Raw genomic sequence first — 13817 nt, forward strand, 5'->3', positions numbered from 1 at the left:
CCTGAAACAGTTGAACTGATCCCGATTTGCTGTACCTTTCCCAGCGGAGGAGAAATAATGCATACGGTGGGGTACCCCAAAGCGGTGGACCAGGTGTCCAACGTTTTGATTGTGGATGATCATCCGCTTTTTAGCGATGCGCTGGCTGCAGCATTGCAGCTGAGTTTCGACGACTGCTGTATCAAAAAAGCAAGCACGCTGAAACAGACGTTCGAAGTGCTTAGCGGCGGCTTCAAAGCCGACCTGATCATGTTCGACCTGAAACTGCCGGATGTGACCGGTATTTCGGGGTTTCAGCAATTGCGCGACCGGTGGCCCTCGGCCCCGGTTCTGGTGATCTCGGCGTTGGCATCGGCTGAGCTTGTCCGGTCTCTGCTGGACTATGGCGCCATGGGGTTTCTGCCCAAGGACACCTCGGCGCAGACGCTGAAATTTGCCATTCAGGAAGTTGTCGCAGGGCGCAGGTACATACCGGCAGAGTACAGCCATGCGGAAGAACCGAAATCGCCGGAAAACACGGTGTATCAGTCAAGCCCCGAGCTTTCGACGCTGACGCCGCAACAGGTGCGCATTCTCAAGCTGATCTGCGTGGGAAAGTCGAACAAGCAGATCGCATATGAACTGTCTTTGGCCGAAGCCACCGTCAAAGCGCATATCACCGCATTGCTGCGCCGTCTGGGGGTGCGCAATCGTACGCAGGCCGCTGTTCTGGTGGACTCTGTCATGGCCCGGCAAACACGGCATGAGCCGGAGGTCAAATCCTTTCTGCAACACTGAGGATCGCAAATGCGGGACCTGAAGCTGGGACCAAACTTCATCGCGATCGGCCGGTCGCTGGCCTCGGACCCACATGCCGCCGTCGAAGAGGCATGTGCGGATATCGACAGCCAGAAATCCTGCTTTGTGCTGGCATTCATTCCAAACAGGCTGGACCCGGCCGAGGTATCGCGCGGCCTGAACCGCAAACTGTCCGGCGTGCCGGTTTTTGGGTGCACCACCGCCGGGCAGATCACCGAGCTTGGATATGAATCCGACGCCCTGCTTCTGCTGTCCTTCCCAAAATCGAACTTCCGCTGCTCGTCCATCCTGTTCGAAGAACTCAGACCGCTGAATTCCACGGAAATCGCCGCAGTTGCGCAACGCCAGGCCGAGCGTTTCCGGCACACTGCAGGCTGGAACAGGCTGGCGCTGGTGTTCTCAGACGGGCTGTCGAAACAGGAGGATCTGCTGGTCTCGACGCTTGAGACTGTTCTGGATGGCCTGCCGATTTTTGGCGGATCGGCAGGCGACGGTCTACAATATGAAGAGACGTTTGTTCTGCACAGCGGCAGGGCTTACAGCAATGCTGCTGTCTTGTTGCTGATTGAAACCAACCTGAGATTCCAGGGCATTGGGTTTGATCACTTCCTGCCCATCGGGTCCGAGATCATTATAACCGATGCCGACCCGGACGAGCGCATGGTTTACGAGATAAACGGCGCACCTGCGGCGCAGGAATATGCGCGACTGGTCGGGTGTGCGGCCTCGGACCTGTCACCGCTGGTCTTTGCCGAAAACCCGCTCTTGCTGCGGCAGGACCTGAACTATTATGTCCGCGCCATACGCGAGGCGACGGATACGCAGGCCCTGTCATTTCTGGCGGCGATTGACGATGGCCTTATCATGACCCTGGGACGCGGCAAAGAGATCATCAAGACGCTGGAAGCCGGGTTGGACATTCGCGACAACGTGGGAAACGCTCCGGATTTCATTCTTGGGTTCGATTGCGTCCTGCGCAAGCTGGAAATCGAACAAAAACAACTTGGTAAACAGGTTTCGGACGTGTTGCAAACCCGTCGGGTGGTTGGGTTCAACACCTATGGGGAACAACAATCCGGCGTACATATGAACCAGACTTTCGTGGGTGTGGCCTTTTTCAAACCCGAGAAACGTGAACTGAGCTGACCATGCTGAACCCCGACGATCCGCTGGAACTTCAGGTCGTCAAACAGGCGAAAATCATCGATGCGCTGATGCGCCGTGCCAATCGCCAGAAGGATGTGGGCCCATCCGCATTCCGCGCCTTTCAGTCCGCAATCGAGCTTCAGCAACGTGTGGTCGAGCAAAGCCGGGATCTGGAACGCGCAACCACTGAACTGGAAAGCGCCCGGTACGAGCGTGAACAAACGCGAAAAACACTGGTCAAAGCCCTGTCTTCGATGGAGGAAGGGTTTGCCCTGTTCACCGACGGTGAGTTGAACCTGTGTAACGAGCTGTTTCAGGCCGTGTTTCTGGATGTGTCCGAACTTGTCAGGCCGGGACTTCGCCTGAGGCGGTTCTTTTCACTGGTAAAGGACAGCGGGCAGTTTGTTTCCTCGGACCGGGGCGTGTCGAACATGATGGATACGCTGGAACGCAATTCTCATTCCGGGATGGTATCGAGTGAGGTGATCGAACTGCGCGGCGACCGCTGGTACAAGCTTAGCGCGCAATATACCTCACCCGAGAATGTGGTCATTCTGCTGACCGACATCACGTCGGTTGTGCGACGAAATCGCGACGAAAAAGAAACCCTCATCGACCGGCAGGAGGACTATCTTCAGGCGGTTTTTCAGAACATGAGTTCCGGCGTGTGCACATTTTCCGCGGATGGCGGCATCATGATGCACAACGCGCGGTTTCGGAACCTTCTGAATGTGCCCAGATCATTGCTGCAGGGCAATGTGCCGGTGCAGACACTTTTGGATTTGTTGCGCGCGCGCGGGCTGATCAGGGCCGATGATCAACTGAAGATCGCAAAATGGCAGCTTGAGCTGAACAGCCGGGGTTGGCTGCGCAAACGCGTGCGCGACGGGGCGGACCGGGTTCTGGACATTCAGGCCAACCAATTGCCGGATGGCGGGTTTCTGGTTGAACTCAAGGACGTGACGCTTGAGGCGCGCGCCACAGAGACGCTGGAGAACCGCGTCATGGAACGCACCGCCGAACTGACCCGCGCCAATGAAAAGCTGACCCGCGAATATGAAGAAAAGGCCAATGTAGAAGAGGCGCTGCGCATCGCCAAAGAACGCGCCGAGGCGGCGGTGTCGTCCAAGACCCGTTTTCTGGCGGCCGCCAGTCATGACCTTCTTCAGCCGATCAATGCCGCCAAGCTGATGATTTCGACCCTGACCGAAATTTCGCGCAACACCGAGCTTTACGAGATGGTCGAGCGTCTGGACGGTGCCTTTGGATCAGCCGAACAGCTGCTTCACTCGCTGCTCGATATCTCGCGGCTTGAAACGGCTGATCCGGACACGGTGTCGCCAACCAATGTCAGTCTGGCCTCGGTCATTGCCGGTATTCAGGGCGATCAGTCGCTGGTGGCCGAGAACAAGAACATCCGGTTGGACGTGGTGACTTGTTCGGGCTTTGTGTATTCCGACCCGGTCTATCTTTTGCGGTCGATCCAGAATCTGGTCGTAAATGCCATTCAGTACACCGAACCTGGCGGCAGGGTTCTGGTGGGGTGCCGCAACCGCGGTGACAAAATCGTGCTGCAGGTGTGGGACACCGGAATAGGCATCGCGCGAAAGGATCAGGCGCGCGTGTTCGAGGAATTCGCCCGGGCGGACAACGTGCCGCTGGGCTCGGGCATGGGGCTGGGTCTGTCTGTGGTCGACCGGGCCTGCCGTCTGTTGGGGCACACATTATCCCTGCGGTCCAAGCCGGGCGTCGGGTCCGTGTTCAGCATCGAAATGGACCGGGTCGAGGCGGAACGCAGCGCAAGCGAGCCCCTTGATTTGCTGCCAAACACCGGGGACGTGCCGCTGGATTACATCGCGCTTGTCATCGAGAATGATCGCGATGTTCTTTTTGGCACAACCCAGTGGCTGGAACAAAACGGTGCCAGCGTCCTGCCCGCCGGATCTCCGCAAGAGGCCATTCAGTTTGTCACCGATATCGGGATGCCGCCCGACATCATACTGGCGGATTATCAGCTTGATGACGGCGAAACCGGCGTGGACGCGATCCGTCAGATCCGCGAAATGACCCAGACACGGGTTCCGGCCATTCTGATCACCGCAGATCGCAGCGAGGCGGTGCGCAAAGCCGGTCTGCGGCATGAGATATCGGTGATGACGAAACCGGTGAAACTGTCGCGATTGCGGCCATTGATTATATGGAAGATCCAGCGCAGCGTGGTGACTCAGGCGCTGGACACCGACAAAAGTCGGCAATGACACGACCGCTGAAGGCCATACTCTCAACTGTGGGAGGAGATCGACTCATGAGGATGATTTTATTCGGGCTGGCGATGGTCGGCCTAAGCTTCAATCCGGCCCATGCGGCACCGGTTGAGGCGGAACAGGCCTATGATCTTCTGTTTCAGGGGGGTGTTCTGGACACGATCGGCCGGGACAAAGAGCTTGTTTACCAGCGCACTGTGACAAACCGACTGAAACCCGAAGCCGCCGAGCGCGATACCGGGGACATCGCGCTTAGTTTCACCGAGGACGGAACAGAGATGGCACAGCTAGAGTTCCGTCAGGACGAAAAGCACCGTGCGATGGGGGTCTTTCCGGCCAGTGTCGGCAACCCGATGATCATGGTGTTCTATGAAAGCACCATCCGGGACATGGCGGAATCCGCCGGTGGCAGCCCGTTCTACATTCGCAACCGAGTCAAGGACGCCTTGGTGCAACCAGCCGAAATGGTTGAAGGCGAGGCTGTGGTCGACGGCAAAACCGTGCCCGTGCAGACCATTCGAATGCGCCCCTTTGCACAGGACCCGAACAGGGATCGGATGCAGGGCTTTGGGGATCTGGTTCTCAGCGTCACTGTTTCCGAGCAGGTGCCGGGCTGGTATCTGCGCCTTGTCGCCGAGACTGAACCCGCAGATGGCAGCAATGCGGTTTACCGGTCGGAAATGCAGTTCGAAGGGGTGCAGGAGGGGCGGCAATGACAAAAACGGCCCGGCTGGCAGCTTTTGCCGTGGCGATCTGCGCGGCGATCCCATCCGTATCTGTGGCGCAAAGCGTTGCAGAGCGGTTGAATGACTATCCCACCGCTGCGCGGGCTGATTACGTGTTCGCCTGTATGGTCACGAATGGTCAGTCCCGCGAAATGCTGGACCGGTGTTCGTGCTCGATTGATCTGATTGCGTCGATTCTGCCCTATGAGAGATATGAGCAGGCCGAAACGGTCCTATCGATGCGCCGGGTAGGCGGCGAGCGCATGGCGTTTTTCAAAAGCGCGGTCATGGCGGAAACGATGGTGGCCGACCTGCGCAGGGCACAGGCCGAAGCTGAAGTGGTCTGTTTCTGAACCCGAACCGTCCGCCGATTAACTGGACGTTGATTTCGGCAGGTCGGCTTGGAAACTGTTGCCTTCGGTATCGGTTGCCTTGACCGTCAGCGTGGTTGTTCCGTTGTCGTTATACGCAAAGCGGAAGGCCGGGTTTTCCGAAATGGAAATGCCGCCTTCCATGGTGAACAGCAACTCATCGCCCTGCCAGACCTCAAGATGGTCAATGAAATGCGCGGGGATAAACAGCTGGGTGATCTGATCGCGCTGCAGGCCTGAATAGTTCGGGTGCCGGATCATGATCTGGGCTTCGCGGCGCGGGGTCGAGATTTGCGCCTGCTCCCCAAAGCTGCGCAGCTTCATCTTGCCCATCGACGCCAACGCCACCTCGGGGTCGCGGCTGGCTGGCGCGGAACATCCACCAGACGCTTTTACAAAGCGGCCCGCCATATGCAGCCCCTCTTGTGTCTCGGCAATCACGCGGATGTTCGAATACTGGTCAACGCGCACCCGCATTTCGAAATCCAGTTCCCCCATGGCCGGGGAAAAGGTGAAAACGCCGGCAATCGGCGCCGGGTTTTCATCAATCACGACGGTCGCGGATTTGATTTGCGCGTTTGGGTCGAGTTGCTTCAACAGGATCGGAACCGTCGCCGCATCATGGGCGCGGTAGGGCGCGTCCACGGACAAAAAAGTTTCGGCACTGCCGAGTTGGGCGTCACCGACAACATCGTAGCGCAAATCCTGCCAGGTCTCGCTTTCGACCAGCGGATTCTTGGCGGATTGGTCTGCCCAAACAGGCAGCGACAGTGCAAGTGAAAGGACCATCGAGGGTCCGACGAATCTGGCCATGTTGTCTCCTCCGGCAACCGGTGCCGCAAAATATGCCACAAAACCCCAATAAAATATACGCCGACAAAAGGCTGTGTGGCTTCCACGGCGCGTTATGTCAAAGTTCCGGGCGGAGGATTGCGATGTTTGAAGCCGTTTTCATGTTGTGTCTGGAAGCGTCAGACGGGCTGTGCAGAAATCAGCTTTTGCCGGGATACGAGGCCTCAAGTCAGGAGGTATGCGAGCAGATGCTGGTCGCGGACCCTCCGTTTGACGATCCCGAACAGACTGCGGATGCCTTTTGCCAACCCGTTGGCATTTCGCTGGAATTTGACGAGATCGCGCCCGGTCTGTTTGTCCATCGCGGCCGGATCGAAGAACCGAACGCCGACAATCTTGGGGACGTGTCCAATATCGGGTTTGTCCTCGGTGAGGACAGTGTCGCAGTGGTGGACACCGGCACCGCCCCCTGGATGGGAGAGGCCATTTGGCGCGCCATTCGGCAACGAACGGACAAACCCGTCAGTCACGTAATTTTGACCCATATGCACCCGGATCACGTCCTTGGAACCGCGCCCCTGGCGCGATCGGGCGCGCAGGTGGTGGCCCATTCGGGGCTGGAAAGGGCGCTGCTGGACAGACAAGCCAACTATGTCGAAAGCCTGAGCGCCCTGATCGGCCCCACGAAATACCTTGGGGCTGATCCGGTCGTGGTCGATATGCCGGTCAGCGGGGACGGCGAGATTGATCTGGGCAACCGCAGGTTGGCCCTGCGCGCCTGGCCGTCTGCGCATACCAGCAACGATCTGACCGTTTTGGATCAGGACTCGGGCATTCTGTTCACCGGTGATCTGGTTTTCCACATGCACACGCCAGCACTGGACGGTCGGCTGGTCGGCTGGCGGCGTGTGTTGAATGAGATGTCAGATATGGATGTCACCCGGATCGTGCCGGGGCATGGCGGTCCGGTGCTGGCATGGCCCGAGGGCGGGGAAGATATGCAACGGTATCTGGACGTGCTGGAAACCGACACGCGGGCGGCAATTGACAGCGGCCAGCGGCTTGGCGACGCGGTGGAAACCATCGCGCAGGGCGAGGCCGGAAAATGGGAGTTGTTCGAGGCCTATAACCCCCGCAACGCAACCGTCGCCTTTACCGAGCTTGAATGGGAATAAACCCGCTCAGCCCTGATCCGACGCGAGTTGTTGCAGCATCTGCGAAATGGCGAACAGGCGGCGCTCGATGATCTGCGGGGTTTCGCACAGATAGGTGATCGAGCGCTGGCGGTCGGAATAGATCAACTGATCCCAATCCAACTGCTCTTCCAGCGCATCGACCCTGTCATAGTCCGGGGGATCGGCGGTCAGGGCCTGATCCATATCGGCGCGGGCCAGGTCGATCTTGTCTGCCAGATCAATCTGTTTCAGCGAAAACTCTCCGATGCCGCCGATGATACGGGCACGGCGTTTTGACAGCGTGTCGAACACTCGCTGAAAGACCCGGCCCAGCACATCCGTGTCGCCGTTGTGGCGGGCCGCGAAGGCTGCGACGCTTGGCTGAAGCTCTTCCAATTCGATGCGGCGCAGGGCCAGAAGGCCTGCCATTTCGTCGATCTCGGGCTGCAGGTCGGTTGCCGCGTCGTCAATCTGATGCGGCCACATCAGGCCCAGGGACAGATTTTCGACCTTGCGTTGAATACAGGGCCAGGTCGGGTCGGAAAAATCCGCCGCAAAACCGGGGCCCGCCACACTGATCAAGGCCAGGGCCGCTATGGTCTGCTTGTTCAACATCGCAGGTCTCCTTCCCCCGGATACTATGCCCGAAGCCTGCGCGCTGAGTCTACCAAACCCAATACACACCATTGTCTTAATTGTTTGAGTGACATGCCAGCCGTCATACTCGAACCAAGCACACGGTGTCTGAATGATTCCGGTGCAAGGGAGGACAGACACATATGAGAACGCGCGCGGCAGTTGCTTTGGCGGCAGGTCAGCCTTTGGAGATTATGGAGGTTGAGCTTGCTGGCCCCAAGGCGGGCGAAGTTCTGATCGAGGTCAAAGCAACAGGGCTTTGCCATACGGACGAATTCACCCGGTCCGGTGACGATCCCGAAGGTATCTTTCCGGCCATCCTGGGTCATGAGGGCGCGGGCGTTGTTCTTGAGGTGGGCGAAGGCGTCACCAGCCTGGAAGTTGGTGATCACGTGATCCCGCTTTACACGCCCGAATGTCGTGAATGCGAATATTGCCTGAACCCCAAAACAAACCTCTGCCAGAAAGTGCGCGCCACGCAGGGGGCGGGCTTGCTGCCGGATGGCACCACCCGGTTCAGCATGTTGGATGGAACGCCGATCCATCACTACATGGGCTGCTCGACCTTCGCCAATCACACGGTGGTGCCCGAGATTGCGCTGGCCAAGGTCCGCAAGGACGCCCCGTTCGACAAGATCTGCTATATCGGCTGCGGCGTCACCACCGGCATCGGCGCGGTGATCAACACCGCCAAGGTCGAGATCAGCTCGCGCGGGGTTGTGTTCGGCCTGGGCGGTATCGGGCTGAACGTGATCCAGGGTCTGCGCATGGCGGGTGCGGATCAGATCGTTGGTGTCGATCTGAATGACGGCAAGGCTGAAATGGCGACTCATTTCGGCATGACCGATTTCGTGAACCCGTCGAAAGTCAGCGGCGATCTGGTTGCGCATCTGGTCGAACTCACCGGCGGCGGCGCGGATTACACCTTTGACGCAACGGGCAATGTGGGCGTGATGCGGACCGCGCTGGAATGCGCGCACAAAGGATGGGGCGAAAGCATCATCATCGGCGTGGCGCCTGCAGGGGCGGAAATCTCGACCCGTCCGTTCCAGCTGGTCACCGGCCGGTCCTGGCGCGGGACGGCGTTCGGAGGCGCAAAGGGCCGCACCGATGTGCCCAAGATCGTCGACTGGTACATGGACGGAAAGATCGAGATCGACCCGATGATCACCCACAAGCTGAAGCTTGAAGAGATCAATCACGGGTTCGATCTGATGCACGAAGGCAAATCGATCCGGGCAGTAGTGGAGTACTGACATGGATCTCAAGGTCATCTCACAAAACCGCAGTTTCGGAGGGGAGCAGACAGTTTACTCTCACCAGTCCGAAACCTGCGATTGTGAGATGACCTTTGCAGTTTATCTTCCGCCTCAGTCCAGGAATGGCCCGGTCCCGGTTTTGTGGTACCTGTCCGGACTGACTTGCACCCATGAAAACGCCATGACCAAAGGCGGGTTTCAGGAAGCTGCAGCGGATTTCGGGGTCGCGGTGATCTTTCCCGACACATCCCCTCGCGGGGAAGATGTTGCAGACGATGATGCCTATGATCTTGGGCAGGGGGCTGGCTTTTACGTCAACGCAACCCGCGATCCGTGGCGGTCGCATTTCAGGATGTATGACTACATTGTCGAAGAGCTGCGCGACATCGTTCTAAGAAACTTCCCGGTTCAGGACGTGCACGGAATTACCGGCCACTCCATGGGCGGGCATGGCGCGCTGACGATCGCGATCCGCAACGCTGAGAAGTTCGAAGCACTGTCGGCCTTTGCGCCGATTGCCCATCCGACCCGGTCCGATTGGGGCCGCAAGCAACTCAGCAGCTATCTGGGCGATGACGAAAACACCTGGGCCGAACACGATTCAACGCTACTTTTGGAAGAGTACGGCTGGAAAGGCGATCTGCTGATTGATCAGGGCGCGGATGACCAGTTCCTTGACCTGCTCAAGCCAGAAGCCCTGGCCAACATGATGGCAAAGCGTCGCCAGCCCGGACAGATCAGAATTCAGCAGGGGTATGACCACTCGTACTTCTTCGTGAACAGCTTTGCGCGGGACCATGTGGAATGGCACGCCGAGCGGCTCAGCCAATGAAAACAGCAAGGAAAGATCAATAGTGTTCAGAACAGTTATATCAGCGGCCTGCCTCATGATTGTGCCGATTGTTGCAAGCGCCGAGGGCGACCCGGAAGCAGGGGCCAAGGTGTTCCGCAAGTGCAAGGCCTGCCATGCGGTCGGCGAAGGGGCCGAAAACAAGGTCGGCCCGGCGTTGAACGGCATTGTTGGCCGACAGGCCGCCACGGTCGCGGATTTCGGCTATTCCCCCACCCTGATCGAACTGTCCGAGGGCGGTCTGGTCTGGACGCCTGAAGAACTGGACGCGTTCCTGACCAAGCCGCGTGACTATGCCAAGGGCATCAAGATGACATTTGCCGGTCTGCGCAAGGAAGAGGACCGGGTCAACATTATCGCCTATCTTGCGACCTTCCCCGACGAAGGATCGTAAGACGCGAAATCGCTCGCCCCCGAACTTGGCCAGAGGAGAGGCCGCCGGGTGAGCAAACTACGGCACCGTAGTCCAACCTGGCTGAGGTGTTTCATTGCAGCGGCATCGCTGCACTCAAGGGAGGAGATTGAATGAAAAAGTTATCGCTTTGGACCTCCGGGATCGCCATTGCCATGGCCAGCACGGCATATGCCAATGACGACCTGATTGCCCAGATGGATAACCCGAAACAATGGGCGATCCAGACGGGTGACTACAAGAACCAGCGCTATTCGGAACTGGATCAGATTACTGCGGACAACGTAGGCGATCTGCAGGTTGCGTGGACATTCTCGACCGGCGTTCTGCGCGGGCACGAAGGTTCCCCGTTGGTGATCGGCGACATGATGTATGTCCACACGCCGTTCCCCAATATCGTTTACGCGCTTGATCTGGCCAACGAAGGCAAGATCGTCTGGAAGTATGAACCCAAGCAGGACCCGGACGTCATTCCGGTGATGTGCTGTGACACCGTGAACCGCGGTGTGGCCTATGCGGACGGCAAGATCTTCCTGCATCAGGCGGACACCAAGGTTGTCGCGCTGGACGCCAAATCCGGTGACGTGGTCTGGGAAGTGCAGAACGGCGACCCGGCGATTGGTGAAACCAACACGGCCACTGTGCTGCCGGTGAAGGACAAGGTCATTGTCGGCATTTCTGGTGGCGAATTCGGTGTGCGCGGGTCGGTCACGGCCTATGACATGAACTCGGGCGAGCAGGTCTGGCGCGCCTATTCCATGGGACCGGATTCCGACATTCTGGCCGACCCGGAAAAGACCACCCATCTGGGTAAACCGGTTGGCGCGGACTCGGGCACCAATACCTGGGAAGGCGATCAGTGGAAGATCGGTGGCGGCACCACATGGGGCTGGTACTCGGTCGATCTGGACGAGAACCTGATGTACTACGGCACCGGGAACCCGTCGACATGGAACCCGGCGCAGCGTCCGGGCGACAACCGCTGGTCGATGACCGTCATGGCACGTGACATCGACACTGGTATGGCGCGCTGGTTCTACCAGATGACGCCGCATGACGAATGGGACTATGACGGCATCAATGAAATGATCCTGACGGAACAGGAAATTGATGGCACCGAGCGCAAGCTGCTGACCCATTTCGACCGCAACGGTCTGGCCTATACGATGGACCGCGTGACGGGTGAGTTGCTGGTGGCGGAAAAGTATGACCCGGTCGTCAACTGGACATCCGGCGTCGACATGGACCCCAACAGCGACACCTATGGTCGTCCGGCGGTTGTGGCTCAGTATTCGACGGAACAGAACGGCGAGGACGTGAACTCGACCGGTATCTGCCCGGCGGCTCTGGGTACAAAAGACCAGCAGCCTGCGGCCTATTCGCCGAAGACCCAGGTGTTCTACGTGCCGACAAACCACGTCTGCATGGACTATGAACCCTTCCGTGTCTCCTACACCGCAGGTCAGCCCTATGTGGGTGCGACGCTGGCGATGTACCCGGCCCCCGACAGCCACGGTGGCATGGGCAACTTCATCGCGTGGGACAACATCAACGGTGAGATCAAGTGGTCGCTGCCCGAGCAGTTCTCGGTCTGGTCCGGTGCTCTGGCAACTGCGGGTGACGTCGTGTTCTACGGCACGCTCGAAGGCTATCTGAAGGCCGTTCATGCCGAAACCGGTGAGGAACTTTACAAGTTCAAGACACCGTCGGGTATCATCGGTAACGTGATGACCTATGAACAGGGCGGCAAGCAGTACATCGGCATCCTGTCGGGTGTTGGTGGCTGGGCCGGTATCGGTCTGGCGGCTGGTCTGACCAACCCGAATGACGGTCTGGGTGCTGTGGGTGGCTATGCCGCGCTCAGCGACTATACCGCGCTGGGTGGCCAACTGACCGTGTTCGCTCTGCCGAACTAAGCAAAACCCCGGCGCGGCCCGTGATGGCCGCGCCGGATTTCCACTTGCAGCAAACGAGACATCCATGACGCATCTAAAACGTCTTTCGGCAGCTTTACTTTTGTCCGGCCTTCCGCTTGCTGCGGCGGCCGACAATCTGACGGTCGCGTATTCCGAGGATGGGCGGTACTACACCGAAGACGATATCCCGACGTTCAACATCGCCGAAGACGGAACGGTGGACTGGATGACATTCTCGGGCTTTCGCCGCTATCATGCGGAATGCCACGTCTGTCACGGCCCGGATGGCGAGGGATCAACCTATGCCCCGGCTTTGAAGCAATCCGCGCTGGACATGGACTATTACGATTTCGTCGATGTTGTCACCAATGGACGCCAGGTGGTCAACGCCGCCGAAAACTCGGTCATGCCGGGCTTTGGCGACAACCCGAATGTGATGTGCTTTCTGGACGACATCTATGTTTACCTGAAAGCGCACGGTTCTGAGGCGATCCCGCGCGGACGCCCGCCGAAGAAAGAAGCGAAATCGGATGTAATCCGAGAGGATGAAGATGCCTGCATGGGCTAAGACCTGCCTTGCCATTCTGGGGTTTGCCGCCTGTTTTTCGCAGGCGGCGCCTGCTGTTGCGCAGACCTCGGATCTGGTTTCGAACACGGCTTTTCGTGTCTGCGCTGACCCGGCCAATTACCCTGTCTCGTCCGAAGATGGATCGGGATACGAAAACAAACTGGCCGAGCTGATGGCGGGGAAACTGGAACTGCCGGTTCAATATGTCTGGTTTCCTCAGGCGACCGGGTTCATTCGCAACACGCTGACCGCCAAGCGCTGTGATGTCGTGATCGGCTATGCGCAGGGGCATGAGCTGGTGCAGAACACCAATCACTACTATACCTCGGCCTATGCGCTGATCGTACCCGATGACAGCGACCTGGCACAGGTCGATACGCTGGCCGACCCGGCGCTTCAGGGACGGAAGATCGGCGTCGTGGCCGGCACGCCGCCGGCGGCCCATATGGCGCGCAACGGCCTGATCGGAAAAGCCAAGCCTTACAACCTTTTTGTCGACCGCCGTGTGGAAAGCCCCGCCATCGATATGCTGAACGACCTGCAATCCGGCGAGATCGACGCCGCAATCCTGTGGGGTCCTTTGGGCGGCCCTCTGGTCAAGGCGGATTATCCGGGCTTCAAGGTGATCCCTCTGGTCAAGGAAGAGCTGCCGCCGCGTCTGTTCTACCGCATCACTATGGGTGTGCGACAGGGCGAGAAGGTGTGGCAGCGGCAGCTGAATTCCCTGATCCGGCGCAATCAGGATGAAATCAACGCGGTTCTGGCCGAAGCAGGTGTGCCGCTGGTGAACGATCTGGGAACCGAGGTGCTGGAGCTGTCGCAATGATCCGCGCCCTTCTGGCATTTGCGATCCGCACAGGCGCTGCGGCGGCCCATACCGTTCCAGAGCCGTCCGACTACGGCAT

14 protein-coding genes are annotated in these 13817 nt (G+C 58.7%); 12 read left to right on the top strand and 2 right to left on the bottom strand.

Features of this window, described 5'->3' with window-relative positions; translation table 11 throughout:
- The first annotated feature begins 57 nt into the window (after positions 1-57).
- From ACR0NJ_RS19420 to ACR0NJ_RS19440, 5 genes are read left to right on the top strand one after another with little or no spacing between them, the layout of a single operon-like run.
- Positions 58-777 (top strand): response regulator, encoded by a 720-nt coding sequence (locus ACR0NJ_RS19420; RefSeq protein ID WP_480818748.1) that lies wholly within the window; start codon positions 58-60, stop codon positions 775-777.
- A gap of 9 nt (positions 778-786) precedes the next feature.
- Positions 787-1944 (top strand): FIST N-terminal domain-containing protein, encoded by a 1158-nt coding sequence (locus ACR0NJ_RS19425; RefSeq protein WP_480818749.1) that lies wholly within the window; start codon positions 787-789, stop codon positions 1942-1944.
- A 2-nt stretch (positions 1945-1946) separates the two neighbouring features.
- Positions 1947-4202 (top strand): PAS domain-containing hybrid sensor histidine kinase/response regulator, encoded by a 2256-nt coding sequence (locus ACR0NJ_RS19430; RefSeq protein ID WP_480818750.1) that lies wholly within the window; start codon positions 1947-1949, stop codon positions 4200-4202.
- A 47-nt stretch (positions 4203-4249) separates the two neighbouring features.
- On the top strand, positions 4250-4924 hold the full coding sequence (locus ACR0NJ_RS19435) for a hypothetical protein (protein ID WP_480818751.1): 675 nt from the start codon (positions 4250-4252) through the stop codon (positions 4922-4924).
- Complete coding sequence (locus tag ACR0NJ_RS19440; RefSeq protein WP_480818752.1) at positions 4921-5286, top strand: hypothetical protein; 366 nt, start codon at positions 4921-4923, stop codon at positions 5284-5286. Before ACR0NJ_RS19435 ends, ACR0NJ_RS19440 begins: the two co-directional genes overlap by 4 nt.
- Before the next feature lie 18 nt (positions 5287-5304).
- On the opposite strand, the gene ACR0NJ_RS19445 is transcribed toward ACR0NJ_RS19440, so the two are convergent.
- Positions 5305-6117, bottom strand: a complete 813-nt coding sequence (locus ACR0NJ_RS19445; RefSeq protein WP_480818753.1) for a quinoprotein dehydrogenase-associated SoxYZ-like carrier — start codon at positions 6115-6117, stop codon at positions 5305-5307.
- Positions 6118-6239: 122 nt separating this feature from the next.
- Here ACR0NJ_RS19445 and ACR0NJ_RS19450 point away from each other — a divergent pair, with 122 nt between their 5' ends.
- Positions 6240-7271 carry a quinoprotein relay system zinc metallohydrolase 2 gene (locus tag ACR0NJ_RS19450; RefSeq protein ID WP_480818754.1) on the top strand — a complete coding sequence of 344 codons (1032 nt, stop codon included), beginning with the start codon at positions 6240-6242 and terminating at the stop codon, positions 7269-7271.
- 6 nt (positions 7272-7277) lie between these two features.
- Here ACR0NJ_RS19450 and ACR0NJ_RS19455 read toward each other — a convergent pair whose 3' ends face one another.
- A complete protein-coding gene (locus ACR0NJ_RS19455) occupies positions 7278-7886 on the bottom strand; it encodes a hypothetical protein (protein ID WP_480818755.1) in 609 nt (202 codons plus the stop codon).
- Between the two features lie 164 nt (positions 7887-8050).
- Here ACR0NJ_RS19455 and ACR0NJ_RS19460 point away from each other — a divergent pair, with 164 nt between their 5' ends.
- The 6 genes from ACR0NJ_RS19460 to ACR0NJ_RS19485 all read left to right on the top strand — a co-directional run bounded on the left by ACR0NJ_RS19460 (position 8051) and on the right by ACR0NJ_RS19485 (position 13738).
- Positions 8051-9163 (top strand): S-(hydroxymethyl)glutathione dehydrogenase/class III alcohol dehydrogenase, encoded by a 1113-nt coding sequence (locus tag ACR0NJ_RS19460; RefSeq protein ID WP_480818756.1) that lies wholly within the window; start codon positions 8051-8053, stop codon positions 9161-9163.
- A gap of 1 nt (position 9164) precedes the next feature.
- Positions 9165-9998 (top strand): S-formylglutathione hydrolase, encoded by an 834-nt coding sequence (gene fghA, locus ACR0NJ_RS19465; RefSeq protein WP_480818757.1) that lies wholly within the window; start codon positions 9165-9167, stop codon positions 9996-9998.
- Positions 9999-10053: 55 nt separating this feature from the next.
- Positions 10054-10410: a c-type cytochrome gene (locus tag ACR0NJ_RS19470; protein ID WP_480818758.1), complete on the top strand. Its 357-nt coding sequence runs from the start codon at positions 10054-10056 to the stop codon at positions 10408-10410.
- Positions 10411-10541: 131 nt separating this feature from the next.
- Entirely contained in the window at positions 10542-12344 is a 1803-nt protein-coding gene (gene xoxF5 / locus ACR0NJ_RS19475) for a lanthanide-dependent methanol dehydrogenase XoxF5 (RefSeq protein ID WP_480818759.1), read from the top strand.
- A 64-nt stretch (positions 12345-12408) separates the two neighbouring features.
- Entirely contained in the window at positions 12409-12912 is a 504-nt protein-coding gene (locus ACR0NJ_RS19480; protein ID WP_480818760.1) for a c-type cytochrome, methanol metabolism-related, read from the top strand.
- Positions 12896-13738 carry a substrate-binding domain-containing protein gene (locus ACR0NJ_RS19485; protein ID WP_480818761.1) on the top strand — a complete coding sequence of 281 codons (843 nt, stop codon included), beginning with the start codon at positions 12896-12898 and terminating at the stop codon, positions 13736-13738. Before ACR0NJ_RS19480 ends, ACR0NJ_RS19485 begins: the two co-directional genes overlap by 17 nt.
- Positions 13739-13817 lie beyond the last annotated feature (79 nt).

The organism is Ruegeria sp. F11 (assembly GCF_056533855.1).

Bases quoted from the DNA above. Each gene is read 5' to 3' on its own strand.
- ACR0NJ_RS19420 (WP_480818748.1), top strand. From the start codon at position 58: ATGCATACGGTGGGGTACCCCAAAGCGGTGGACCAGGTGTCCAACGTT.
- ACR0NJ_RS19440 (WP_480818752.1), top strand. From the start codon at position 4,921: ATGACAAAAACGGCCCGGCTGGCAGCTTTTGCCGTGGCGATCTGCGCG.
- ACR0NJ_RS19460 (WP_480818756.1), top strand. From the start codon at position 8,051: ATGAGAACGCGCGCGGCAGTTGCTTTGGCGGCAGGTCAGCCTTTGGAG.
- ACR0NJ_RS19435 (WP_480818751.1), top strand. From the start codon at position 4,250: ATGAGGATGATTTTATTCGGGCTGGCGATGGTCGGCCTAAGCTTCAAT.
- ACR0NJ_RS19480 (WP_480818760.1), top strand. From the start codon at position 12,409: ATGACGCATCTAAAACGTCTTTCGGCAGCTTTACTTTTGTCCGGCCTT.
- ACR0NJ_RS19450 (WP_480818754.1), top strand. From the start codon at position 6,240: ATGTTTGAAGCCGTTTTCATGTTGTGTCTGGAAGCGTCAGACGGGCTG.
- ACR0NJ_RS19425 (WP_480818749.1), top strand. From the start codon at position 787: ATGCGGGACCTGAAGCTGGGACCAAACTTCATCGCGATCGGCCGGTCG.
- fghA (WP_480818757.1), top strand. From the start codon at position 9,165: ATGGATCTCAAGGTCATCTCACAAAACCGCAGTTTCGGAGGGGAGCAG.
- ACR0NJ_RS19455 (WP_480818755.1), bottom strand. From the start codon at position 7,886: ATGTTGAACAAGCAGACCATAGCGGCCCTGGCCTTGATCAGTGTGGCG.
- ACR0NJ_RS19470 (WP_480818758.1), top strand. From the start codon at position 10,054: ATGATTGTGCCGATTGTTGCAAGCGCCGAGGGCGACCCGGAAGCAGGG.
- ACR0NJ_RS19485 (WP_480818761.1), top strand. From the start codon at position 12,896: ATGCCTGCATGGGCTAAGACCTGCCTTGCCATTCTGGGGTTTGCCGCC.
- ACR0NJ_RS19445 (WP_480818753.1), bottom strand. From the start codon at position 6,117: ATGGCCAGATTCGTCGGACCCTCGATGGTCCTTTCACTTGCACTGTCG.
- xoxF5 (WP_480818759.1), top strand. From the start codon at position 10,542: ATGAAAAAGTTATCGCTTTGGACCTCCGGGATCGCCATTGCCATGGCC.
- ACR0NJ_RS19430 (WP_480818750.1), top strand. From the start codon at position 1,947: ATGCTGAACCCCGACGATCCGCTGGAACTTCAGGTCGTCAAACAGGCG.